Annotated in this window: 23 protein-coding genes; 8 read left to right on the top strand and 15 right to left on the bottom strand. The window is 59.9% G+C overall.

Features of this window, described 5'->3' with window-relative positions:
• Both pdxA and rsmA read left to right on the top strand, forming a co-directional pair.
• The gene (pdxA, locus tag I8E17_RS04240) at nucleotides 1-1,026 is read left to right on the top strand and encodes a 4-hydroxythreonine-4-phosphate dehydrogenase PdxA (RefSeq protein ID WP_069616325.1); all 1,026 of its coding nucleotides are present in this window, start codon (nucleotides 1-3) and stop codon (nucleotides 1,024-1,026) included.
• Complete coding sequence (gene rsmA, locus I8E17_RS04235; protein ID WP_069616194.1) at nucleotides 1,026-1,853, top strand: 16S rRNA (adenine(1518)-N(6)/adenine(1519)-N(6))-dimethyltransferase RsmA; 828 nt, start codon at nucleotides 1,026-1,028, stop codon at nucleotides 1,851-1,853. Before pdxA ends, rsmA begins: the two co-directional genes overlap by 1 nt.
• 6 nt (nucleotides 1,854-1,859) lie before the next feature.
• On the opposite strand, the gene gmk is transcribed toward rsmA, so the two are convergent.
• The 7 genes from gmk to fabD all read right to left on the bottom strand — a co-directional run bounded on the left by gmk (nucleotide 1,860) and on the right by fabD (nucleotide 8,554).
• Nucleotides 1,860-2,522, bottom strand: a complete 663-nt coding sequence (gene gmk, locus I8E17_RS04230) for a guanylate kinase (RefSeq protein ID WP_069616193.1) — start codon at nucleotides 2,520-2,522, stop codon at nucleotides 1,860-1,862.
• Between the two features lie 3 nt (nucleotides 2,523-2,525).
• Complete coding sequence (locus I8E17_RS04225; RefSeq protein ID WP_069616192.1) at nucleotides 2,526-3,413, bottom strand: YicC/YloC family endoribonuclease; 888 nt, start codon at nucleotides 3,411-3,413, stop codon at nucleotides 2,526-2,528.
• Nucleotides 3,414-3,523: 110 nt separating this feature from the next.
• Nucleotides 3,524-4,738: an endolytic transglycosylase MltG gene (gene mltG / locus I8E17_RS04220; RefSeq protein WP_069616191.1), complete on the bottom strand. Its 1,215-nt coding sequence runs from the start codon at nucleotides 4,736-4,738 to the stop codon at nucleotides 3,524-3,526.
• A 208-nt stretch (nucleotides 4,739-4,946) separates the two neighbouring features.
• Nucleotides 4,947-6,209 (bottom strand): beta-ketoacyl-ACP synthase II, encoded by a 1,263-nt coding sequence (gene fabF / locus I8E17_RS04215; RefSeq protein WP_069616190.1) that lies wholly within the window; start codon nucleotides 6,207-6,209, stop codon nucleotides 4,947-4,949.
• A 114-nt stretch (nucleotides 6,210-6,323) separates the two neighbouring features.
• Nucleotides 6,324-6,560 (bottom strand): acyl carrier protein, encoded by a 237-nt coding sequence (locus tag I8E17_RS04210; RefSeq protein WP_004122114.1) that lies wholly within the window; start codon nucleotides 6,558-6,560, stop codon nucleotides 6,324-6,326.
• A 286-nt stretch (nucleotides 6,561-6,846) separates the two neighbouring features.
• Entirely contained in the window at nucleotides 6,847-7,584 is a 738-nt protein-coding gene (fabG, locus tag I8E17_RS04205; RefSeq protein WP_047627181.1) for a 3-oxoacyl-[acyl-carrier-protein] reductase, read from the bottom strand.
• A gap of 25 nt (nucleotides 7,585-7,609) precedes the next feature.
• On the bottom strand, nucleotides 7,610-8,554 hold the full coding sequence (gene fabD / locus I8E17_RS04200) for an ACP S-malonyltransferase (RefSeq protein ID WP_069616189.1): 945 nt from the start codon (nucleotides 8,552-8,554) through the stop codon (nucleotides 7,610-7,612).
• A 194-nt stretch (nucleotides 8,555-8,748) separates the two neighbouring features.
• Here fabD and I8E17_RS04195 point away from each other — a divergent pair, with 194 nt between their 5' ends.
• Entirely contained in the window at nucleotides 8,749-9,792 is a 1,044-nt protein-coding gene (locus I8E17_RS04195; RefSeq protein WP_113366349.1) for an aldo/keto reductase, read from the top strand.
• 49 nt (nucleotides 9,793-9,841) lie between these two features.
• Here I8E17_RS04195 and I8E17_RS04190 read toward each other — a convergent pair whose 3' ends face one another.
• Both I8E17_RS04190 and I8E17_RS04185 read right to left on the bottom strand, forming a co-directional pair.
• Nucleotides 9,842-11,050, bottom strand: a complete 1,209-nt coding sequence (locus I8E17_RS04190) for a hypothetical protein (RefSeq protein ID WP_113366348.1) — start codon at nucleotides 11,048-11,050, stop codon at nucleotides 9,842-9,844.
• Between the two features lie 131 nt (nucleotides 11,051-11,181).
• Nucleotides 11,182-11,925, bottom strand: coding sequence for a phosphoglycerate mutase family protein (locus tag I8E17_RS04185; protein WP_069616324.1), 744 nt, complete (start codon nucleotides 11,923-11,925; stop codon nucleotides 11,182-11,184).
• Nucleotides 11,926-12,315: 390 nt separating this feature from the next.
• Here I8E17_RS04185 and rpsF point away from each other — a divergent pair, with 390 nt between their 5' ends.
• From rpsF to rplI, 4 genes are all read left to right on the top strand, one after another.
• A complete protein-coding gene (gene rpsF / locus I8E17_RS04180) occupies nucleotides 12,316-12,762 on the top strand; it encodes a 30S ribosomal protein S6 (protein WP_069616186.1) in 447 nt (148 codons plus the stop codon).
• A 13-nt stretch (nucleotides 12,763-12,775) separates the two neighbouring features.
• A complete protein-coding gene (gene rpsR, locus I8E17_RS04175) occupies nucleotides 12,776-13,024 on the top strand; it encodes a 30S ribosomal protein S18 (RefSeq protein WP_004122103.1) in 249 nt (82 codons plus the stop codon).
• Between the two features lie 165 nt (nucleotides 13,025-13,189).
• Nucleotides 13,190-14,167 (top strand): DUF2232 domain-containing protein, encoded by a 978-nt coding sequence (locus I8E17_RS04170; RefSeq protein ID WP_069616185.1) that lies wholly within the window; start codon nucleotides 13,190-13,192, stop codon nucleotides 14,165-14,167.
• A 20-nt stretch (nucleotides 14,168-14,187) separates the two neighbouring features.
• Nucleotides 14,188-14,766, top strand: a complete 579-nt coding sequence (gene rplI / locus I8E17_RS04165; protein ID WP_069616184.1) for a 50S ribosomal protein L9 — start codon at nucleotides 14,188-14,190, stop codon at nucleotides 14,764-14,766.
• Nucleotides 14,767-14,950: 184 nt separating this feature from the next.
• Here rplI and I8E17_RS04160 read toward each other — a convergent pair whose 3' ends face one another.
• Genes I8E17_RS04160 through I8E17_RS04150 form a run of 3 tightly spaced genes read right to left on the bottom strand, consistent with a single transcriptional unit; the run spans nucleotide 14,951 to nucleotide 18,134 of the window.
• The gene (locus I8E17_RS04160; RefSeq protein ID WP_069616183.1) at nucleotides 14,951-16,018 is read right to left on the bottom strand and encodes an HlyD family secretion protein; all 1,068 of its coding nucleotides are present in this window, start codon (nucleotides 16,016-16,018) and stop codon (nucleotides 14,951-14,953) included.
• Between the two features lie 17 nt (nucleotides 16,019-16,035).
• Complete coding sequence (locus tag I8E17_RS04155) at nucleotides 16,036-17,682, bottom strand: MFS transporter (RefSeq protein WP_229002077.1); 1,647 nt, start codon at nucleotides 17,680-17,682, stop codon at nucleotides 16,036-16,038.
• Nucleotides 17,683-17,690: 8 nt separating this feature from the next.
• Nucleotides 17,691-18,134 (bottom strand): MarR family transcriptional regulator, encoded by a 444-nt coding sequence (locus I8E17_RS04150; protein ID WP_069616181.1) that lies wholly within the window; start codon nucleotides 18,132-18,134, stop codon nucleotides 17,691-17,693.
• Nucleotides 18,135-18,464: 330 nt separating this feature from the next.
• Here I8E17_RS04150 and I8E17_RS04145 point away from each other — a divergent pair, with 330 nt between their 5' ends.
• On the top strand, nucleotides 18,465-19,961 hold the full coding sequence (locus tag I8E17_RS04145; protein WP_069616180.1) for a replicative DNA helicase: 1,497 nt from the start codon (nucleotides 18,465-18,467) through the stop codon (nucleotides 19,959-19,961).
• A gap of 61 nt (nucleotides 19,962-20,022) precedes the next feature.
• Here I8E17_RS04145 and I8E17_RS04140 read toward each other — a convergent pair whose 3' ends face one another.
• The 3 genes from I8E17_RS04140 to I8E17_RS04130 all read right to left on the bottom strand — a co-directional run bounded on the left by I8E17_RS04140 (nucleotide 20,023) and on the right by I8E17_RS04130 (nucleotide 21,963).
• Entirely contained in the window at nucleotides 20,023-20,325 is a 303-nt protein-coding gene (locus tag I8E17_RS04140; protein ID WP_069616179.1) for an AzlD domain-containing protein, read from the bottom strand.
• Nucleotides 20,322-21,026, bottom strand: coding sequence for an AzlC family ABC transporter permease (locus I8E17_RS04135; RefSeq protein WP_069616178.1), 705 nt, complete (start codon nucleotides 21,024-21,026; stop codon nucleotides 20,322-20,324). The genes I8E17_RS04140 and I8E17_RS04135 overlap by 4 nt, the downstream gene beginning before the upstream one ends.
• Nucleotides 21,027-21,141: 115 nt before the next feature.
• Nucleotides 21,142-21,963, bottom strand: coding sequence for an AraC family transcriptional regulator (locus I8E17_RS04130; protein WP_069616323.1), 822 nt, complete (start codon nucleotides 21,961-21,963; stop codon nucleotides 21,142-21,144).
• Between the last annotated feature and the right edge of the window lie 57 nt (nucleotides 21,964-22,020).

Below are 22,020 nucleotides of genomic sequence, written 5' to 3'. Positions count from 1 at the left end.
ATGCCTCCGCGCTCTTCCCTCCCCCTCGCGCTCACACAGGGGGATCCGGCTGGCATAGGTCCCGACATCACCCTCGCCGCCTGGCTTCGCCGCGGCGAGCTGGATTTGCCGCCCTTCCTGTTTCTTGGCGATGCCGCCGTGCTTGCGGCGCGAGCTTCTCAGCTCGGCCTGACCGTACCGCTTGCGACTGCCGATCCGGCGAATGCCTGCAATATCTTTCCCGATGCGCTGCCGATCCTGCCGATCGAAGCTGGCATGGATGTCATCGCCGGCCAGCCGCATGTGGCGACCGCAAAAGGCACGATTGCCGCCATCGAAACGGCCGTTTCCCTTAGCATGAGTGGCCGGACATCCGCAGTCGTGACCAATCCGATCGCCAAATCGGTGCTCTATGATGCCGGTTTCGGTTTTCCCGGCCATACCGAATTCCTGGCGGATCTTGCAACGCGCGCCACTGGAAAGCCGGTCATGCCGGTCATGCTACTTGCCGGTCCCAAGCTTCGCGCGATCCCAGTCACCATCCATATTCCGCTGAAGGCGGTGCCTGAAGCGTTGACCTCTGATCTGATCGCCGAAACCTGCCGGATTACCGATCACGACCTACGCGTCCGTTTCGGCATCTCCAAGCCGCGCCTTGCCGTTGCCGGTCTCAATCCGCACGCGGGAGAGAATGGCGCGCTTGGCAAGGAAGACGACGAAATCGTACGGCCTGCGATCGACAGGCTCCGCTCCGAGGGCATCGACGCATTCGGGCCCCTGCCCGCCGACACCATGTTCCATGACGACGCCCGTCGACGTTACGATGTAGCCATCTGCATGTATCACGATCAGGCCTTGATCCCGGCGAAAGCGCTCGGCTTCGACGATTCCGTCAATGCCACGCTCGGCTTACCCTTTGTCCGCACGTCTCCGGATCACGGCACGGCTTTCGGCATCGCCGGCAAGGGTATTGCCAAGGAAGACAGCCTTGTCGCCGCGCTGAAGCTGGCCAGCGAAATCAGCAGCAAGACCGGAAACGATCCCTGATGGCCGCTCTCGATGGCTTGCCGCCTCTTCGCGATGTAATCCAACGCCACGGCCTCGATGCGCGCAAGGCGCTCGGCCAGAACTTCCTTCTCGACCTCAATCTGACTCAGAAGGTCGCGCGCGCAGCCGGATCGCTCGAAGGGGTCACCGTCTTCGAGGTCGGGCCTGGGCCGGGCGGTCTCACGCGCGCCATCCTGGCACTCGGGGCGGCCAAGGTCATCGCCGTCGAGCGCGATGCGCGCTGTCTGCCGGCGCTGGCCGAAATTGCCGATCACTATCCGGGCCGGCTCGAAGTTATCGAAGGCGATGCGCTGAAGACGGATTTCACCGCCCTTGCCCCGCAAGGACCGGTCAAGATCATCGCCAACCTGCCCTATAATGTCGGGACGCAGCTTTTGGTGAACTGGCTTCTGCCGGCGCAATGGCCACCCTTCTGGCAGTCCCTGACCCTGATGTTCCAGAAGGAAGTCGGCCAGCGGATCGTGGCGCAGGAGGATGACGATCATTATGGCCGGCTGGGCGTGCTCTGCGGCTGGCGGACAGAGGCACGCATGGCTTTCGACGTGCCGCCACAGGCCTTCACGCCGCCGCCCAAGGTGACCTCGACCGTGGTGCATCTGACGCCGAGGGAAAACCCCATTCCCTGCGCCGTCGACAAGCTGGAGAAGGTAACCCAAGCCGCCTTTGGCCAGCGCCGCAAGATGCTGCGACAGAGCTTGAAGCCGCTTGGCGGCGAGGCCCTACTGCTAAAGGCCGATATCGACCCGCAGCGCCGCGCCGAAACGCTTTCGGTGGAAGAATTCTGCCAGCTGGCGAATTGCCTGTAATCAGCTTTACAGCTTCGGCGTCTCTTCCAGCAGATCGCGGACGAAATCGAACATGCCATGCCGCCGGTCGCGGCGCAGGCGCTCGGCCTTGACGATCGACTGAACCGCATCGAAAGCAATGTTCAGATCGTCATTGACGATGACATAATCGTATTCGCGCCAGTGAGCGATCTCGGCCCGGGAATTGGCAAGACGCATGGCGATGACCTCTTCGGAATCCTCTGCGCGGCGGTGCAGCCGCGATTGCAGTTCGGTCATAGTCGGCGGCAGCACGAAGATGGAGACGACATCAGCCGGCATCTTCTCCTGCAACTGCTGGGCGCCCTGCCAGTCGATGTCGAAGAGCATGTCGCGGCCTTCCGACATCGCCGTCTCCACGGGCTCGCGCGGCGTGCCATAGAAATTGCCGTGTACCTCGGCCCATTCGAGCAGGGAGTCGGAATCGCGAAGGCGCTCGAACTCGCGCTGCGAGACGAAATGATAGTGCACGCCTTCGATTTCGCTCGGCCTGCGCTGCCGCGTCGTGACGCTGACCGAGAGGCTCACCTGCTTGTCCTTGTCGAGCAGTGTGCGCGCGATCGTCGACTTGCCGGCTCCTGACGGCGAGGAGATGGCTAGCATCAACCCCCGGCGGGCGATCGGAATGGATGTGGATGTCGCCGGCTTCATGGCCTACTCCAAATTCTGGACCTGTTCGCGGAACTGGTCGATGACTACCTTCAGCTCGATGCCGGCGGCAGTCACGGCCGCTGCATTCGATTTCGAACAGATGGTATTCGATTCCCGGTTAAATTCCTGTGCAAGAAAATCGAGCTTGCGGCCGACAGGGCCGCCCTTGGAGATCAGATCGCGCGCCGCGGCCACATGCGCTTTCAGGCGATCGATCTCTTCGCGCAGATCGGCCTTGGTGGCGAGAAGGGCAGCTTCCGCATGCAGACGGTCACGATCAAGGCCCGACGAGCCGTCCAGAAGCATCGAAACCTGCGTCGCCAGTCTCGCGGCAATTTCCTGTGGGGAACGGGACGGATCGCGCTCGACCGTTGATGTCAGCGCCTCGATCGTCGCGACATGACCGAGCAGAACCTTGCCGAGTGCATCACCTTCCTGCCGGCGCATGTCGCGGAGATCGGCGAGTGCCGCCTCGAGGCCAGCCATGATATCTGCGTCGCGCGCGGCGACGGCGTCCTCGTCTTCCTCGGCTTCCTTGAATTCCACTAGGCCGCGAACAGCCATCAGGCTTTCCAGGCGCAGCGGAGCGGGATCCACGATGCCGGCCAGCTGATCGCGCAGTGCCAGGACCGCCGTCAGCGCATCCTGGTTCACGACGACCTCGATACGGCTTTCTTCCACCGAGAGCGACAGGCTGACCTGAAGATTGCCGCGCGAGAGCCGATCCGCGATCGACTTGCGGACGTCAGTTTCGAGGCGCTCCAGACCCGGCGGCAAGCGCAGGCGGATATCCAAGCCCTTGCCGTTTACCGAGCGCAGTTCCCATGCCCAGCGGCCACGACCACTCGTTCCCTCACGCCGGGCAAAGCCGGTCATGGACTGCAACGCCATGCAAGCCTCCGATAGTTCCTGTCCCCAATCCATCGAAAATCTTCGGATTACGGGCCAATGTAAAGCGAATCCGCGCCGGGCACTCTATGCAGACCACGGCGCGGCGAGGATTAGTTGGTCTTCTTCTTCTGCTGCGCGCCCGAACCGGGGGCTACGGCAGCATCGTCAGGCTGACCATCCACGGCAATGGCGCTGGGATCTTCGCCCTTCTCGGCAACCAGCTTGCGCCAGCGCCTGACATTGGCATTGTGCTCGTCCAGCGTTGCGGCGAAGACATGTCCACCGGTGCCATCCGCCACGAAATAAAGGTCCTGCGTCTTCCAGGGGTTGGCGACGGCCTCCAGAGCATCCTTGCCCGGATTTGCGATCGGCGTCGGCGGCAAGCCCTTGATGAGGTAGGTATTATAGGGCGTGTCCTTCTTCAGGTCGGACTGGTAGATGGGGCGATCGGACGGCTTTCCTTCACCACCGAAGAGGCCATAGATGACCGTCGGGTCGGACTGCAGGCGCATACCCTTGCTCAACCGGTTCAGGAAGACGGAAGCGACATGGGCGCGTTCGTCCGCCACACCGGTTTCCTTCTCCACCATGGAAGCCAGCGTGATGAAATCCTGCTTGCTCGCCAGCTGGACGCTGGAATCGCGCTTCTCCCAAATCTGATCGACCAGTTTGGCCTGTGCCGCCGCCATCTGCTGAACGATTTCGGTGCGCTTGGTGCCGCGCGTGAACTTATAGGTATCCGGTCTCAGGCTGCCTTCCGGCGGCAGGGCCGACGGCAGATCGCCCTCCAGCACGACATCAGCTTGCAGCTTGTTGAACATCTGCCGCACCGTAAGCCCTTCCGGCAAAGTAACCGAATAGAGGATAGACTTGCCGGACTTCAGCAGCTCCATGATGTCCTTCATGGAAGCGCCGGCCTTGATCTCGTATTCGCCGGCGCGAAGCGTTTCACCATCATGCAGATAGGTGGCCGTCAACCAGCGGAAGATGCGCTGATCGGTGATGATGTTATTGGATTCCAGGCGGTTGGCGATCTCGCTGAGGCCAGCACCATTGCGCACGATGAAATTGGTGTTGGTCGTCAGAGGACCGGGACCCTGATAGATCGAAAACGCGTAATAGGCGCCGCCGATGGCGGCAACGGCGACGAAAACCGCAAGCGTCATCAGAAAGTTCAGGAAGATGACCATCTGGCTGCGGGCCTTGCGCGAACGCTTCGGCGGATCCGGAACACGCTCCGGACGCAGGGCTTCATTCGCCGATTTCGGGATAATCGGTCCTTTCTGCCCGTTCGGAGTTCCGTTGCTCTGGTTCGTATCGCTCACCGGCAATCCCTTCCTTTTTGTGATTGCCTGCTCTTTGGCCAAGCAATGCGGCAAAAAGCAGGTTCAGAAGATAAGGCGGAGCTCGAGGCTCCGACTTCGACCGATCAGGCGTTCCCGCACCACATTCCCGAGAAAGACGAAGGCGCAGCAACAATCAAGGGTGCGGGCGAGATTGCCACACCCTCACCCCAACAGTTACGCGTTGTTATTAAGCCTCATAACGGCGCAGGACAAGCGACGCATTCGTGCCGCCGAAGCCGAAGGAGTTCGACAGCGCGACGTTGATTTCGCGCTTGCGGGCCTTGTGCGGAACGAGATCGATGGCGGTCTCGCGCTCCGGATTGTCCAGATTGAGCGTCGGCGGGGCGACGTTGTCACGAATGGCGAGGGTCGCAAAGATCGCTTCGATGGCACCGGCAGCGCCAAGAAGATGACCGGTTGCCGACTTGGTGGACGACATGGAGATCTTCGACGCGGCATTGCCGACCAGCCGTTCGACAGCGCCGAGTTCGATCGTATCGGCCATCGTCGATGTGCCATGGGCATTGATGTAGTCGATATCGGCAGGCGTCAGGCCGGCGCGCTTCAGCGCTGATGTCATGCAGCGGAAAGCGCCTTCGCCGTCCTCGGACGGGGCAGTGATATGATGGGCGTCGCCCGAGAGGCCGTAGCCGACGACTTCTGCGTAGATCTTGGCGCCGCGCGCCTTGGCGTGTTCCAGTTCTTCGAGAACGACGATGCCGGCGCCCTCGCCCATGACGAAGCCGTCACGGTCGCGGTCATAGGGGCGCGAGGCCTTTTGCGGCGTATCGTTGAAGTCTGTCGACAGCGCCTTGCAGGCAGCAAAGCCTGCAAGCGAAATGCGGCAGACCGGAGCTTCGGCACCGCCTGCCACCATGACATCGGCATCGCCGAGCATGATCAGACGAGCAGCGTCGCCGATCGCGTGCGCGCCGGTTGAACATGCCGTGACGACGGCATGGTTCGGTCCGCGCAGCTTATGGCGGATCGAGACCTGGCCCGAAACGAGATTGATGAGACGACCGGGGATAAAGAAAGGCGAAATACGGCGCGGCCCCTTGTCGCGCAGCGTATAGCCGGCTTCGACGATGCCCTCGAGGCCGCCGATGCCCGAGCCGATCATGACGCCTGTTGCAATCTGATCCTCATCCGTTTCCGGGTGCCAATGGGCATCGGCCAGCGCCATATCGGCGGCCGCCATGCCATAGATGATGAAGGGATCGACCTTGCGCTGCTCCTTCGGCTCCATCCAATCGTCAGCATTGAACGTGCCGTCGGTGCCGTCGCCGACAGGAATGCGGCAGGCGATCTTTGCCGCAAGGTCTTCGACCTCGAATTCGGTCACGAGGCGTGCGCCGTTGTGCCCAGCGAGCAAACGCGTCCAAGACACCTCAGTGCCACAGCCCAAAGGTGATACCATGCCGGTACCCGTGATAACGACACGTCTCATCGCCCGCAGACCCCCGTCTTTTTATGATGATATGCGTATAAGCTTGCTTCGTCCGGCGTCGCCGGACGAAATAGGGCGGACTCTTCAGCCCGCCCCGTCAAAAAGCGCGAAAGATTAGGCCTGAGCCTTCTCAATGAACTTTACCGCGTCGCCGACCGTCAGGATCGAGTCGGCAGCGTCGTCCGGAATTTCAACGCCGAATTCTTCTTCGAAGGCCATGACCAGTTCGACGGTGTCGAGCGAGTCCGCACCCAGATCGTCGATGAAGCTTGCGCTTTCAACAACCTTGTCGGCGTCAACGCCAAGATGATCAACAACAATTTTCTTTACGCGTTCTGCGATATCGCTCATGTCGGTTTCCTCGACCTTATATCCTGATGAGAATGCCTTGTGACATCCCTACCCTAATTCAAACCTGCAGCATCTGTTCCGACGCCGCTGGCAAACCCGTTCAACCCGGCATTGAGATCCGGTCCAGCGCCTTGAATGTGGCCCAGTCCGCCTGAATTTTCCGGACGACTGTTCACAGTCATGGCCCGCTTAACACGGTTTAAGTCCGTCGCAAAGCCAGAAAATAGCCGGCTCCGGGTTGCTCAACATGCTATTGGCGGGAAAGTTCCCCCCAACAGCAATTCCTTTAGATCATCGCCATGCCGCCGTTGACATGGATCGTCTGCCCCGTGACATAGCTCGCCTCCGAGGAAGCGAGATAAGCAACGGCAGAAGCGACTTCCTGACCCGTGCCCATACGCTTCATGGGGATCGCCCCCATGATGGCTTCCTTCTGCTTGTCATTCAGCTTGCCCGTCATCGCGCTTTCGATGAAGCCGGGGGCAACGCAGTTGACCGTGACATTGCGCGTTGCGATTTCCTGCGCCAGCGACTTGGTGAAGCCGATCATGCCTGCCTTAGAGGCGCAGTAGTTCGCCTGGCCCGGATTGCCCGTCACGCCGACGACGGAGGTGATGTTGATGATGCGGCCGTAGCGGCGGCGCATCATCGGATGGGTCAACTCCCGCGTCAGGCGGAAGACGGCGGTCAGATTGACTTCCAGCACAGCGTCCCAGTCCTCGTCGCTCATGCGCACGAAGAGGCCGTCCTTGGTGATGCCGGCGTTGTTGACGAGGATATCGACGCCGCCGAGCTCTTCTTCAGCCTTGGCGCCGAGCGCTTTAACCTCGTCACGGTCCGACAGATTGGCGGGGAAGATCTTGACGCGATCGCCGAGCTCGGAGGCCAGCGTCTCGAGTTTTTCGACGCGCGTGCCGTGCAGGCCGACGATGGCGCCCTGCTTGTGCAGGAGCCGGGCAATTTCTTCGCCAATGCCACCGGAGGCACCGGTTACCAGGGCCTTGCGGCCGGTCAAATCAAGCATGTGTGTCCCTCGTTCCTTGAATGTATCAGGCAAGCAATGCGGCAAGCGCCGTGTCTATATCTGCAGCATTGTTGACGGCGATGCCGTTGACCGACTTGTCGATGCGGCGGGCAAGACCCGTCAGCACCTTGCCGGCGCCAATTTCATACAATGTTGTCACATTATTGGCGGCAAACCACTCCACCGTCTCGCGCCAGCGCACTTGACCGGTAACCTGCTCGACCAGCAGCCTCGCAATCTCATCGGCGTCAGTAACCGGAGCTGCCTTAACATTGGCGATAACAGGCACGACCGGATTGATCTTGGCAACTCCGGCAAGCGCTTCGCGCATGGCGTCCGCGGCAGGTGCCATTAAAGCGGAATGGAACGGTGCCGAGACGGGCAACAGGATGGCGCGCTTGGCGCCCTTGGCGGTCGCAAGTTCCGCCGCCTTTTCGACCGGGGCTTTCTCGCCGGAGATAACGATCTGGCCGCCACCATTGTCATTGGCGATCTGGCAGGCGCCGAGTGCGGAAGCCTCCTCGCAAACGGCGACGACATCGGCATGTTCAAGGCCGATGATCGCGGCCATGGCGCCGACGCCGACGGGAACTGCCGCCTGCATGGCATTGCCGCGGATACGCAGCAGGCGTGCCGTGTCAGCAAGCGAGAAGGTGCCGGCGGCACAAAGGGCGGAATATTCACCGAGCGAGTGGCCAGCGACATAGGCGACCTTGCTCTTCAGATCCAGACCGCGCGCTTGCAGTACACGGATAACCGCCATCGACACCGCCATCAGCGCAGGCTGCGCATTGGCCGTCAGGGTCAGCTTGTCTTCCGGGCCGTTGAAGATGACGTCGGAGAGCTTTTCACCGAGCGCTTCATCGACTTCCTCGAAGACGGCACGCGCCTCGGCGAAATTGTCGGCAAGATCCTTGCCCATGCCGACGGCTTGGCTGCCCTGGCCGGGAAATGTGAAAGCAATAGTCATTATAAAGCGTCCTTTTGGGGGTCGTTTTGCTTCCCAATGACATTGTTTGCAGCGGAGTCAATAGTGCAAGCCCCGCTGCCACAGGCTTTTGCGCCCGCGAAGTGCAATGATTTTTTTCTTGCGCTCGCTCAGATCGAGCCTAAATTTGCGCGACCTCATTCATTTTGACCTTCTCCCATCCCCAAGGTTTTCCCATGAAATATAAGAGATTAGGCCGCACCGATATTTCCGTTTCGCAGATTTGCCTGGGCACGATGACCTGGGGCACGCAGAACAGCGAGGCCGAAGCGCATGAACAGATGGACTATGCTGTCCAGAAAGGCATTAATTTTTTCGATACCGCCGAAATGTATCCGACGACGCCTGTGGGACCGGAGACTCAAGGCCGCACCGAGGAATATATCGGCACCTGGTTCGAGAAGACCGGCAAGCGTGGGGATGTGGTGCTCGCCACCAAAGTCGCCGGGCCGGGCCGCGAATATCTGCGCGGCGGACAAGGTCCGGACGCCGCCAATATCAATGCGGCTGTCGACGCCAGCCTGAAGCGGCTGAAGACCGATTATATCGACCTCTATCAGGTTCACTGGCCGAACCGCGGCCATTTCCATTTCCGTCAGAACTGGCGCTATAACCCCTTCAACCAGGATCGCGAGAAAGTCATCGCCGAGATCATCGAAATCCTGGAGACGATGGGCGAGCTGGTAAAGGCCGGCAAGATCCGCGCCGTCGGCCTCTCCAACGAGACGACCTGGGGTATCCAGAAATATCTGACGATCGCCGAGCAGAAGGGTCTGCCGCGCATCGCCACCACGCAGAACGAATACAACCTCCTCTACCGGCATTTCGACCTCGATCTGGCGGAGCTCTCGCATCACGAAGATATCGGCCTGCTCGCCTATTCGCCGCTCGCCGGCGGCATTCTTACCGGCAAATATGTCGGCGGTGCCCGTCCGGCCGGCTCGCGCGGCTCGATCAATCTCGATATCGGCGGCCGCCTGCAGCCGCTACAGGAACCGCCGGTCAAGGCCTATCTGGAAATCGCCGCCAGATACGGTATCGACCCGTCGAAACTGGCGCTGGCCTATTGCCTCACCAAGCCCTTCATGACTTCCGTCATCATCGGCGCGACGACGATGGCGCAGCTCGAAACCGACGTGGCCGCCGCTTATGTGACGCTACCCGAGGAGGCACTGGCCGAGATCGAGCAGGTGCACCGGAAATATCCGATGCCGATGTGAGAAGCCTGTCGATAGGATTCAAAACGAATAAACGGGCAAGTTTGCCCGTTTATTCGGCCGTTACAGCGGAAGCACTGCAGCAGATTTCGCGAACGTAGTCGTTGCCATGAGTGATGATGGCATTGAGAGGGATTTTTTTACTCCCTATCAGGTGTCGATATACCAGCGGAGCGATATTTTTGTCGTAGACGTCCTTAATGGTAAGGGCATACCGCCCCTGCGCGGTCAAATGGATCGCCATGGGAGGGTTTGCCCCCTTGGCCAACTGTATGGCTGTCTGCAACGAGGGATCGACGAATATTTGGATATATTGTTTGCCAAAGCGATTTTCTTCGAACTCGCGCACCCACACCGACGTCTGAAGCATATAGCCGGACTTTTTGCCGATCGACACACGATACCAGTCGCCGATGCTCTTCTTGATCGTCAACTCGCTCCCATTCGGGAAAGTCGCAATCGTCTTGGCGCTCATGTTTCGGCTTGTCTTCAGCAGGGCCGCTCCTGCGTCGTCTTGAACAATGCCGTTTCTCGGGATTGGAACTTGCAGAAGCGGCGACTCCTCGTTCAGTGGCTGAGTTGCCTTACGCGCTTCAGCACTCGCTGCCGGAGCATTGTTGGACGACGACTTTGCTGCGAACTCCTGAATCTCTTGGTATGACACGGTCGTTACCCGAAACTGTGTCATTTCGCTCGATGACAGATAACGAATATCGTTGCTGTCATATTTGAGCGTAAGCTGCAGCAAGCCAGGGTCGATGCCCATTTCGTTCATATAGGCAATCACGTCAGCGGTCTGCCGTTGGACGGCTGCTACGGCAGTCTCGACATCCATTCCTTTCGTATCGCTGAACGAAGACTTGTGAACGCCGATCGAGCCCGGGTGGGCAAAACGGCCCACTCCGCCAAGAAATGACAGGGAACAAGCCGAGGAGCATTCGGCGCTTCTTACAGCGAGTGTGCTGAGCCCCAGAGATCTAATCAGCCGGCCGAGTTCCAATGCTTTGTAGACATTTCCACCGCCGCTGTCGAAGCCGACGTAGTCAGCGTGGCTGGAAACAGCCTTTTCGCGGAATAGGCTCAAATCATCGTCAGCCTCGAAGCTGCCAACGACCGTAATATAGGTAATGCCATCATCCGCAGTTAGAACGTCGTAGCTCAGCCGAGCCGCTGCATCTTGCGCAAGCAGGGCGAAACCCAGAGCAAAACTCAGCAAAGCAAAGCTTTTCTTCACAGCCCACCCCCATTGCAGCCAAGCCATGAATTCCACAGCTCCGGCCGTTTCACAAGCCGTGATTGCAAACACACATTCGAAAGATTGGCCTTGCCGATGAAATTAAGAGCAGGCTCATATGGCAGCGGGAAAAAGCCGTGCTTTCGGCAAGCGGCCGATTACTCCGCCTTCGGCGCAATCGCCAATTCGGAACCATAGGCCTCGCGCAGTTCCTCCTGCCCTTTCACACGGTCCACGGACTTATGAAGCAGGATCGAGCGATAGCCTTCCGGACTCCGCCCCTCGATCAAGGTGACATCGGCATTTCCGGGATTGTCCGAGCGCTCGAACCAATCGACGGGGTGATGCAGGAAATTCATCTCGAAGGCCCGGTTGGTCACGCCATGGCCGACGATGATGACATTGTTCTTTCCGTTTTCGGCGTCGTGCATGACAGTCTGCAGGAACAGACGGACACGCTGGGCGACATCGGCGCGGCTCTCGCCGTCCGGCGGCCGGGCGTAGAACTTGCCGTTATTGTTGCGCAGCCTTGCCCATTTCTCGAACTCATCGGGGAATTTCCGCTTCTGTTCGGCATGATCGTATATTTCGGTGAAGAGGCCGAAGTCCTGCTCACGCAGGAGATAATCCTCTCTGGTATCTCCGATGAGCTCGGCGGGCAGAACCTCCAGCAGGGCATCCTTGCTCTGCCGCGTCCTCAGGAAGGGCGAATACCAGACGCTCAGCTTGCGCAATTCGGCTGATGGCAGCTCTTTCAGAGAGGCTGATATCGCCTGCCCTGCTTCCAGCACCTGTCGATACCCCCATTCCGTCAAGGGCACATTATGATCGCCGAACTGCCGATAGGCGCGGTCGTCGATATTGCCAAGGGATTCGCCGTGCCGAACGAGAAAGATGCGCATGAACCGTCCCTGTTGCTGCAATTCGCATTCCATCATATGGGAGAGCGCGGCGGGTGCAACGCTGCGGCGGATGGGAGCTCGCGATTTGGCCCAAGCATCGACGCCGCTCACGGGCAAAACGGTATAATTTCGCCCCTACCCTTGCCTTTCGAAGAAAAATCCGTATAAGCCGCCCTGTTCGCAACCCGGTCTTCTGGCTGGTGGCTGAACGGAGGGCCGGTTTCCGAGAAGGGAACCGTTCGGAACGGAAGCGTTCCAGCCTCCCGTGTCTCCGCTCTCGACCGTCTCGGAAACGCTTTTCTTGCTTGGGTTCACCCTCTCAGGAGCAGTCGTTGAGGCTTAGCCGCCGAATATCGGGTTCAGACCAACGCAAGAAAGGCAAAGCTATCCATGGCTCTTTACGAACATGTATTCCTTGCCCGGCAGGATATTTCCGCTCAGCAGGTCGACGCCCTCGTAGAACAGTACAAGGGTGTCATCGAAGCTCACGGCGGTAAAGTCGGGCGTATCGAGAACTGGGGCCTCAAGTCCCTCACCTACCGCATCAAGAAGAACCGCAAGGCTCATTACGCCCTGATGGACATCGATGCTCCGGCCGCCGCGATCCAGGAAATGGAACGCCAGATGCGCATCAGCGAAGACGTCCTGCGTTACATGACGATCGCTGTCGAGCAGCACGAAGACGGCCCGTCGGCCATGATGCAGAAGCGCGACCGTGACGACCGTCCCCGCCGCGATGGCGACCGCCCGGAGCGCAGCTTCGGCGATCGTGGTCCGCGCCCGGACCGTGGTGACCGCGAAGACCGTCCGCGCCGTCCGCGCGAAGACCGCGTATAAGGAGATTTGAGAGATGTCTGAAGTTTCTTCCGCACCGGTCCGCCGTCCGTTCCATCGCCGCCGCAAGACCTGCCCATTCTCGGGCGCCAATGCGCCGCGCATCGACTACAAGGACGTTCGTCTCCTGCAGCGCTACATTTCCGAGCGCGGCAAGATCGTTCCTTCCCGCATCACGGCCGTTTCCCAGAAGAAGCAGCGTGAACTCGCCCAGGCGATCAAGCGCGCCCGTTTCCTCGGCCTGCTGCCCTACGTCGTCGCTTAATAGCGTCTGACGCAGAATGAATTAGAGGGAAGGCAGCGATGCCTTCCCTTCTCCCTTTCGCGATGGGCGCGGATCGGAACCTTGAAACCCCATGTTGGGGATAAGCTTTCAGGCCCGTGTGGCGAAGGCATCCTCTAACTGCTCGATACGAAGCAGGACAGCGACGTGAAAAAGTTGAACGCAAAAGAGCTTGGCATCGGCGCGCTCGCCGGCCTGACCGCCGCCCTACTCGTGTATGGCGCGACGGTGCAGCCATTGCTGTTCATCCTGTTCGGCGCACTTTCCGCTCTCCCGATCCTGATCGTCGGCCTCGGCTGGGGCAATATGGCAGTTATCGTTGCCGTCGTGGTCGCCGGCATCGTCGGAACCGTTACGCAGTCGGTCTATTTCGGGCTCTTCGTCGTTCTCCTGACGCTGATCCCTGCATGGCTCAGCCATCTCGCCAATCTGGCGCGTCCCGCCTCCGAACTCGGAGGCCCGGATAATCTGATGGCCTGGTATCCGCTCTCCGACATCATGCTGCACCTGTGCGGTCTCGCCGCCATCGTCATCATCGTCGCCGGAGCGGTCATGGGCTACGGTGCCGATCTGGTGGGCCAGGTCGTCGACGCCTACATGGCCGCGGTAAACCAGCAGTCTCCCGATCTTCAGCTCAATCCGGCTGCGATCGTGAAGATGAAGTCGCTAATGCTTTACATGATCCCGATCGCCTGGGGCATGATCTGGGTTATGATGCTGCTGGCTGCCTATTACGTGGCGACACGTATCGTTGCGGCTTCGAGCCACAATCTACGCCCGCGCGAGGACATTCCCTCGGCGTTGCGCATGAACCGCAATGCAATCTTCGTCTTTCTCGCGGTGATCGTTGCGATCTTCTTCGGTGGCGTACTCGGCCTCATCGCCGCCGCCGTGCTCGGCGCCTTCGGCGCTGGCTTCATCGTTTCCGGCTTTGCTTCGCTGCACTACCGGACGCGGGGCAAGGACTGGCGTCTGCCGGTTCTGATCCTCTGCTACCTGGTATGCTTCTTGGTGACGCTGCCGCTCTTCATCGTTCTCATTCTCGGTCTTTACGATACCCGCAAGGCGATATCGCTGACCCCGAACAAGAATGCCGACACACCCAAACAAGACACGAAAATCTGACATCGAAAGGAACAACGAAAATGGAAGTCATTCTCCTCGAACGCATCTCCAAGCTCGGCCAGATGGGCGAAACCGTCAAGGTTCGCGACGGCTTTGCCCGTAACTACCTGCTGCCGCTCGGCAAGGCACTGCGCGCCAATGCCGCCAACAAGGCTCGTTTCGAAGCCGAGCGCGCAACGCTCGAAGCCCGCAACCTCGAGCGCAAGAGCGAAGCCCAGAAGGTTGCCGACGTTCTCGCCGGCAAGTCCTTCATCGTCGTTCGCTCGGCTGGCGAAACCGGCCAGCTCTACGGTTCGGTCGCTGCCCGTGACGTCGTCGAAATCCTCGCCGCCGAAGGCTTCAACGTCGGCCGCAGCCAGGTTCACATGAACACGCCGATCAAGGCTATCGGCCTGCACAACGTCACGATCGGCCTTCACGCCGAAGTCGAAATCACGATCGAACTCAACGTTGCACGCTCCGCTGAAGAAGCCGAGCGTCAGGCCAAGGGCGAAACCCTCACCTCCGCCGACGCCATCTACGGCGTTGACGAAGACGCCCTGCGTCCGGAAGATTTCTTCGATCCGGAAGCTGACCGCGACGGCGACGAAGAAGCTTGATCGTCAAGCCTTCGTAGGATTGCGAATGAAGAAGCCTGGGTCTTGCGGCCCAGGCTTTTTTATTAGTTGGAATGACGAGCCATCCTCGCCCTTCGAGGCTTCGCGCCTCAGGGGTAAGGATCGGCGCGGTTATAGTATAAAGCTCGGTGCAATATCCTGCCTTGCACAGGACAAAGCCGGATTTTCAGTCACCGGTCCTGGGCTCCGGCAATGGAGCCGAATCCTTGTCGATCGAAACGACGACGGACATGCCGGGCGCCAGCTGATCCGCCAGAGGCTGCCCATCCTCGATCTTGATCCTGACGCCGAGACGCTGGGCGACCTTGGTGAAATTGCCCGTGGCATTATCGGGTTTGATGACCGCAAATTCCGATCCAGCGGCCGGGGAGAAGCGCTGGATGCGGCCCTTGATCTTGCGATGTCCGAGCGCATCGACGGAGATCGTGGCGGGCTGATCGAGCTTCATGCCATCAAGCTGCGTTTCCTTGAAATTCGCGATGACCCAGACGTCCTTCGGAACGAGGTTCATCAGCTGCGTGCCGGGCGTCACATATTGGCCAAGACGCACGCCGATCTCGCCGACGCGTCCGTCCTGCGGCGCCCTGATGGTCGTATTGTCGAGATCGATATCGGCAAGCTGCACGGCCGCTTCCGCGCCGCTGACACCGGCTTCCAGCGAAGCGCGGTTGACGATGATCGTCGTCAGGTTCTGCTGGGAGACATCGAGAGCGGCCTTTGCCTGATTGACCGATGCCTGCGCCTGCTGCAGCGTCGCCTGCGCCTGCTCGGAATCGCTTGTCGTCGAGACGCCTCTGGAGACGAGTGTCGTAACGCGATCGAAGGCAAGCTGGGCACGCTTCAGCGCTGCATTGGCGCTGTCGATCTGCGCCTGGCTGGAGACGATGCCGGCCTTGGCGGCCTGCTCCTGCTGCTGCGAATTGGCGAGTGCGGCCTTCTGTCCGTCCAGCGTCGCGTGGGCCTGCGCCACCTTCTGCTTGTAGATGCGGTCGTCGATCTGGGCGAGCACATCGCCTTCCTTGACGAGCTTGTAGTCCTTGATCGGCACGTCGGTGATATAGCCGCTGACCTGCGGGCTGATGGTCGTGACATAGCCTTTGACATAGGCGTCGTCCGTGGTCTCGACCGAGGTTTTGAACGGCGGCAGATGCCAGGCGTAGAGCACCAGCATGACGCCGCCGATGCCGGCGAGAACGGCGATGACTTCGATTGGGGAGCGAACGAGCCTCGACATGGAGCTATTTCATATCCTCATGAGTTGGATGTCGCGACCTCTACCCGATCTTCGGCCATGCGAGCCCTGACGAAACGGAAGAGAACATGGATAGTTAGGCCGGCAAGAGAAAGGAAGGCGATTACGGCGGCGACAAAAAACGCATCTCCATAGGCAAGCATATTGGCTTCGCGGCTGACCTGCGCGCCGAGCAGCGCCAGCCCCTCTCCCTTCAGCAGCGCGCTATCCCCAATGACCTTGCCATAGGAGGATGAAAGCTGGCTGACGCGGGTGGCCACATGCGGATCCGTCAGCAGCACGCGCTCGGTCAGGACGGCCGAATGGAACTTCTCGCGAATGGTGATCAGCGTGCCGTAGAAGGCCGAGCCGACGAGGCCGCCGATGCTCTGCGTGAAGGTGAAGACGACGAAGAAGGTCACCAGATAGGGCGGGCCTTTGGATATAGCCTCCTTGAAGCCTGCCGACATGGATGGCGGCAAGAAGAGCGCCGCGCCGGCCGCCACCAGGGCCTGGCTGAGATACATCTGCTCGGGACGGGTCAAGTTCGTCACCTGCGAATCCATCAGCGAGCCCACGCCCATCAGAATGAGGGCGACGAACTGGATCTGCCAGCTGAAGCCGTAGCTCATGAAGACAGTGCAGATGAGGCCCCCGATGATGGAGAAGGCCAGGATGATCCAATACAGCACGGAAAGCTGATCATAGAGCAGCCCGACCGCGTTCTGATAGAAGGTCATGATGACGGAGGTCTGCTCGGCGGCAATAATGCGGAAGACCAGAAGGATCGCCGTCAGATGCAGAATTTCCGGACGCAGCAGCCAGCGAACGTCGATCAAAGGCGTCGACCGCCTCAGTTCGACAACGATGGCGACGGTCAGGGACGTGATAGCAATCACCAGGACGACCCCGAGCCATGGCACCTCCAGCCACCAATAGAGGCGCCCGACCGATAGGGTGACGGCAAGACAGCCGAAACCGATCGCCACGAGAAGATAGCTGAAGATATCGCCCAGCACGATAACCTTGACGCGCGGCGGCGGCGTCAGCGGCAGCAGATAGATGATCGGCATGACGAGGAGCGCCAATGCCATTTCAAGCGTATAGAGGCCGCGCCATTCCCCATAATCGAGTAGCGAGGGCGACACGAGGCGAGTGATGGGAGCGGCAAGCAGCGTATTCATCATCGCCAGGCTGACGCCGATCGTCATCTTCTTGGCCGGCTCGAAGGCCTCCAGCATATAAAGGAAGCCGAGCGTCGACAGCGGCGCGCCGGCAATCCCGCTCAGGAAGCGGACGACGATCGCAGAATGCAGGTCGGAGACGAAAAGATTGAGCAGCGAGGCAAGCACGAAGCCGAGAATGCTGACCTCAGCGAAATTGCGCACACCATATTGGAGACGGATCTTCACCAGCGCGATGGCGAGGCTGACATTGGGCGCCATATAGGCAGCAGAAAGCCATGCGGATTCGGTGGTGGTCGCCGCGATGGTTCCCTGGATCTGCGTAAGGTTGGCGAAGGCGAGATTGAGACCGAGGCCTTGCGTCAGGAAGAACATGACGGATGCCGCAATATAGAGCGGCACTTTCCAGCCCGGCATAGGCGGTGGAGCGGGTGGGACGGCGTTGGCTTCCGCATTGGCGACCGGGCCCGGATCCCCGCTCATGCACTACCTCATGATTTGCCGATATTCTGAAGATTGGCAGTCATGGCACGGATAACTTTCAGCGCCATGCCGACATCCTCGTCCGAAATCCCCTCCAAGATATCCGCACGCACACTGGTGGCAAGTGCCTCAACCTCGGCGGCAACGACTTTTCCGGATTCCGTCATGAAGATCTGTTTGGCGCGGCGATCGGATACGGCGGCGCGGCGCTCGATGAAGTTCTGCGCCTCCATGGCGTCAAGGATGCGCACGAGCGTCGGCGTTTCCAGCTCCAGCTCATCGGCAAGCTCTCTCTGATTTATTCCGTCCCGGCGGGAGAGCTTGCGAAAAACCCTCGCGCGGGAAAGGGTCATGCCGTGCTCTCGAACGAGGGCGTCAAACGCTGCCCTCAGCTTGCGATTGAACGCGGAGAGGTCGTCGAAGAGTTCTTGTCTTGATGGCGCACCTGGCATTATTGCAACTTTATATTATTAGCATCCTACCCTAATTTAAGGGGAATACCCGGATTTTCCCAGTTTTTCAAGCAGGATAGCCGCAACAGTTGATGCGCGCAGCGAAAGACCCGGCTAAAATATTCCCCACGGATAGTTTGCATAAGTGATTCGTGTGTCGATCTTTGCGTTGCAAAGTGGCCACAAGGGATTTTTTACGTGGCAGAAACTTGTCCCTGTGGACGAGTGGAACAACGTTAAAAGGTCGGTATGGCCACCCGTTTGCACGGTTGACCATGACACGAGATCATCGCAAACCAGTCGATACCCTAAAGCATGAAGAGATGGAAAATGAACGAAGCTGCGCGCAAGCTCGCTGCCATTGCTCCCGCCGACCAGCATTATCGCGAAGCGCCCAATAACATTGAGGCGGAACAGGCTTTGCTCGGTGCCATCCTCGTCAACAACGACGCCTATTATCGCGTCTCCGATTTCCTGAAACCGATCCATCTTTACGAACCGCTGCACCGCAAGATCTTCGAGGTCGCCGGCGATATCATCCGCATGGGCAAGACCGCCAACCCTGTGACCATCAAGAGCTTCGTGCCGGCTGACGAGAAGGTCGGCGACATGACGGTCGCGCAATATCTCGCGCGTCTCGCCGTCGAAGCCGTGTCCATCATCAATGCAGAAGATTACGGCCGTGCCATCTACGACCTGGCGCTGCGCCGTGCGCTGATCACCATCGGCGAAGACATGGTCAACATCGCCTATGACGCGCCGCTTGACATGCCGCCGCAGACGCAGATCGAGGATACGGAGCGCCGGCTGTTCGAGCTTGCCGAGAATGGCCGCTACGACGGCGGTTTCCAGTCGTTCAATGATGCCGTTGCACTGGCGATCGACATGGCGGCCGTCGCCAAGGAGCGCGACGGCGGCCTCTCCGGCATTTCCACGGGCATCCACTCGCTTGATAGCAAGATGGGCGGCCTGCAGCGCTCCGACTTGATCATCCTTGCCGGCCGCCCCGGCATGGGCAAGACCTCGCTTGCCACCAACATCGCCTATAATATCGCCGCCGCCTACGAGGGCGAAGTCCAGCCTGATGGCTCGATGAAGGCGAAGAATGGCGGTGTCGTCGGCTTTTACTCGCTGGAAATGTCATCGGAGCAGCTCGCCACCCGTATCATCTCCGAGCAGACGGAAGTCTCCTCCTCGAAGATCCGCCGCGGCGACATCAACGATGCCGATTTCGAGAAGCTGGTGGCCTGCTCGATGATGATGCAGAAAGTGCCGCTCTATATCGACCAGACGGGTGGTATTTCCATCGCCCAGCTCGCGGCCCGCGCCCGCCGCCTCAAACGCCAGCGCGGCCTCGACGTTCTGGTCGTCGACTACGTACAGCTCATGACGGGTTCGAAGAAGTCGGGCGAGAACCGCGTTCAAGAAATCACCGAAATCACGACCGGCCTGAAGGCGCTCGGCAAGGAGCTCAACGTTCCGATCGTGGCACTCTCCCAGCTCTCGCGTGCGGTCGAAAGCCGCGACGACAAGCGGCCGCAGCTTTCGGACCTGCGTGAATCCGGCTCGATCGAGCAGGATGCCGACGTGGTGCTCTTCGTGTTCCGCGAGGAATATTATGTGAAGAACCAGGAGCCGCGCGATCCGAACGATCCGAAATATGCGGAATGGGAAGCCCTGTTCGATCGCGTCAAGGGCACGGCCGACGTCATCATCGCCAAGCAGCGTCACGGACCGACGGGCACGGTGAAGCTGGCTTTCCAGTCGGAATTCACCCGCTTTGCCGATCTCGCCGACCCGTCTTTCACGCAGTACGAAGAACATTGACGCTTGCCGCGTCAATGCTCCGCTGGGACGAGAACCGCTTCGCACTTTTGCCGGAAAGGCTTCAGAGTCCCACAGCCCGCAGCAAAGCCACCGTCGCAACGCCGACGATAACGCTTGCCAGTAACGGCAAGCGGCGAGAGACGATTGCGGTGACCGCGCAGGCCAGCGTCTCCGCCCAGCCGGTAGCAAAAGCTGTGGGGGCAATGACAGCCATCAGCACGGCCGGTGGAATGACTTCGATTGCGGCTTGCCGGCGGTCGTCAAGCTTTGCGTAACGAATCAAGACGAGACCGCCAACACGGGTGAAGATCGTTGCGGCAGCCATGGCGAGGATGGCGAGCAGAGTGTTGAAATCGAGCGTCATGCCACCTGCTCCCGCGCCCTGCCCTTCCAGAAAGCCATTGCCAGTCCCGCCAGCGCGCCGGCTGCAATATGCCAGACACCAGGCACGAACTGGTGGACTACAACGGCTGCAATTCCGCTTGCGGCAAGCACCGCGCCGGTTTCCGGTCCTTTCCAGAAGCCCATGACCAGCACGATGAAGACGGCCGGAAAGGCGAAGTCGAGACCGATGACGGCGGGATCGCCGAGAAAGGCGCCAAGCAGAGCACCCGCAAGCGACGAGCCGACCCAGGCCAAGTAGAAAGGCGTGACGATGCCCGCATACCAGGCAGGGCGGAGCCGCATCGTGCCGGCGCGGAACTCCGCCATGGCCCAAATCTCATCGGCGAGAAACAGCATGGCGAGATAGCGTTTGATGCCGGTGAAAGATTGCATCTTCGTGCCAATCGAAGCACTCATCAGCAAGTGCCTGACATTGACGAGCAGGGCCGCGATGCCAGCACCCATCCAGCTTGCGGGATGTGTCCAGATATCCATCGCCACGAATTGCGAGCCGCCAGCGAAGACGAGCGCGCTCATCAGTGTGGTCTCCAGCGGCGAAAGCCCCTTGGTCGCCGAAACCGCGCCGAACACGAGGCCGATCGGCAGGACGGCGACGATCAGCGGAAGAATGGCACGCATCCCGGCTTTGAATTCGCCGGCAGGCCGGCTTTGCTGCAACATTGGCAACCTCCACTTCAACAATGACGGAGAGGTAGCCGACGGCCGCCGACGCTGTATTGAACGAAAGTGATTAGACGCATTCCGGACAGAAAGCCGTTTCGCAATTGGAAATGCGCTAGCCGACGCGGAACTGGCCCGGGGTGACGCCGGTGCGCGATTTGAAGTGGCGCGTGAAATGCGCCTGATCGGCAAAACCGCATTCCATGGCGACATCGGCGGGCATGCGGCCTTCCCTGAGCAATCGGCGGGCAACGATGACGCGCCGGTCGGTCAGAAAGGCATGGGGCGTAATATGATACTCCCTGCGGAAGGCGCGGATCAGGTGCGCGCGGCTCAGGCCTGCGATCTTGGCCAACTCCTCCAATCCGATATCGCTATCGAAATTCTCCGTGAGATAATCGCGGGCACGCGCGACGGCGCTACGCTCCTTGGTATCGACGGGAAGGACGATCGTGCTGCCGTAGCGCGCAAATAGGGCCGCCAGCACAGAGAACATGCCTTCATCGGATTCCAGCGCACCGGCGCCGCTCTCGAGTGTGCGATGCGCCTTGTGGAAGGCGCTTGCAAGCTGCGGATCGCGCAACAACGAATTGGCGAAAGATGGCGTCGCATTGAAGGCTTTGCCCGTGACGTCTTCCAGAATATCGACGAAGAGCTTCGCGTCCGGGTAGATCATGCGGTAGCGATAGCCTTCGCCGCCCGGAGCGCCGTCATGCACTACTCCAGGATTGATCATATAGAGATCGCCCGGTCCGGCTTCTTCCCGACTGCCGAGCAGCGTGGTGATCTGGCTGCCTCTTTCAATCGTCCCGATGCTGAAGGTGTCGTGCGCATGCGGCGCATATTCATGCGTCACGAAGCTTGCGCTCAGGCACTCCATGTCACGAAAGCGACCATCTCGCCAGAAGCGGGTCGATTCCACCTTGGCAAGCGGCATGGCGTCAGCCGCCTCTTTCTGCGAAACGTTCTGCATCCCCGAAGATTAGCGCGCCAG

The sequence above is a fragment of the Rhizobium sp. AB2/73 genome (assembly GCF_020871915.1).
Lineage (GTDB): Bacteria > Pseudomonadota > Alphaproteobacteria > Rhizobiales > Rhizobiaceae > Rhizobium > Rhizobium dioscoreae.
Note: the sequence above shows the minus strand (reverse complement) of the source record. Positions and strands in the feature narration are given on the sequence as shown.

Bases quoted from the DNA above. Each gene is read 5' to 3' on its own strand.
- I8E17_RS04190 (WP_113366348.1), bottom strand. From the start codon at position 11,050: ATGGCTTGGCTGCAATGGGGGTGGGCTGTGAAGAAAAGCTTTGCTTTG.
- I8E17_RS04135 (WP_069616178.1), bottom strand. From the start codon at position 21,026: ATGTTGCAGCAAAGCCGGCCTGCCGGCGAATTCAAAGCCGGGATGCGT.
- I8E17_RS04155 (WP_229002077.1), bottom strand. From the start codon at position 17,682: ATGAGCGGGGATCCGGGCCCGGTCGCCAATGCGGAAGCCAACGCCGTC.
- pdxA (WP_069616325.1), top strand. From the start codon at position 1: ATGCCTCCGCGCTCTTCCCTCCCCCTCGCGCTCACACAGGGGGATCCG.
- I8E17_RS04210 (WP_004122114.1), bottom strand. From the start codon at position 6,560: ATGAGCGATATCGCAGAACGCGTAAAGAAAATTGTTGTTGATCATCTT.
- rplI (WP_069616184.1), top strand. From the start codon at position 14,188: ATGGAAGTCATTCTCCTCGAACGCATCTCCAAGCTCGGCCAGATGGGC.
- I8E17_RS04130 (WP_069616323.1), bottom strand. From the start codon at position 21,963: ATGCCGCTTGCCAAGGTGGAATCGACCCGCTTCTGGCGAGATGGTCGC.
- fabD (WP_069616189.1), bottom strand. From the start codon at position 8,554: ATGACTATTGCTTTCACATTTCCCGGCCAGGGCAGCCAAGCCGTCGGC.
- I8E17_RS04225 (WP_069616192.1), bottom strand. From the start codon at position 3,413: ATGGCGTTGCAGTCCATGACCGGCTTTGCCCGGCGTGAGGGAACGAGT.
- I8E17_RS04195 (WP_113366349.1), top strand. From the start codon at position 8,749: ATGAAATATAAGAGATTAGGCCGCACCGATATTTCCGTTTCGCAGATT.
- I8E17_RS04140 (WP_069616179.1), bottom strand. From the start codon at position 20,325: ATGACGCTCGATTTCAACACTCTGCTCGCCATCCTCGCCATGGCTGCC.
- I8E17_RS04160 (WP_069616183.1), bottom strand. From the start codon at position 16,018: ATGTCGAGGCTCGTTCGCTCCCCAATCGAAGTCATCGCCGTTCTCGCC.
- I8E17_RS04185 (WP_069616324.1), bottom strand. From the start codon at position 11,925: ATGCGCATCTTTCTCGTTCGGCACGGCGAATCCCTTGGCAATATCGAC.
- rsmA (WP_069616194.1), top strand. From the start codon at position 1,026: ATGGCCGCTCTCGATGGCTTGCCGCCTCTTCGCGATGTAATCCAACGC.
- fabF (WP_069616190.1), bottom strand. From the start codon at position 6,209: ATGAGACGTGTCGTTATCACGGGTACCGGCATGGTATCACCTTTGGGC.
- I8E17_RS04145 (WP_069616180.1), top strand. From the start codon at position 18,465: ATGAACGAAGCTGCGCGCAAGCTCGCTGCCATTGCTCCCGCCGACCAG.
- I8E17_RS04150 (WP_069616181.1), bottom strand. From the start codon at position 18,134: ATGCCAGGTGCGCCATCAAGACAAGAACTCTTCGACGACCTCTCCGCG.
- rpsR (WP_004122103.1), top strand. From the start codon at position 12,776: ATGTCTGAAGTTTCTTCCGCACCGGTCCGCCGTCCGTTCCATCGCCGC.
- gmk (WP_069616193.1), bottom strand. From the start codon at position 2,522: ATGAAGCCGGCGACATCCACATCCATTCCGATCGCCCGCCGGGGGTTG.
- fabG (WP_047627181.1), bottom strand. From the start codon at position 7,584: ATGCTTGATTTGACCGGCCGCAAGGCCCTGGTAACCGGTGCCTCCGGT.
- rpsF (WP_069616186.1), top strand. From the start codon at position 12,316: ATGGCTCTTTACGAACATGTATTCCTTGCCCGGCAGGATATTTCCGCT.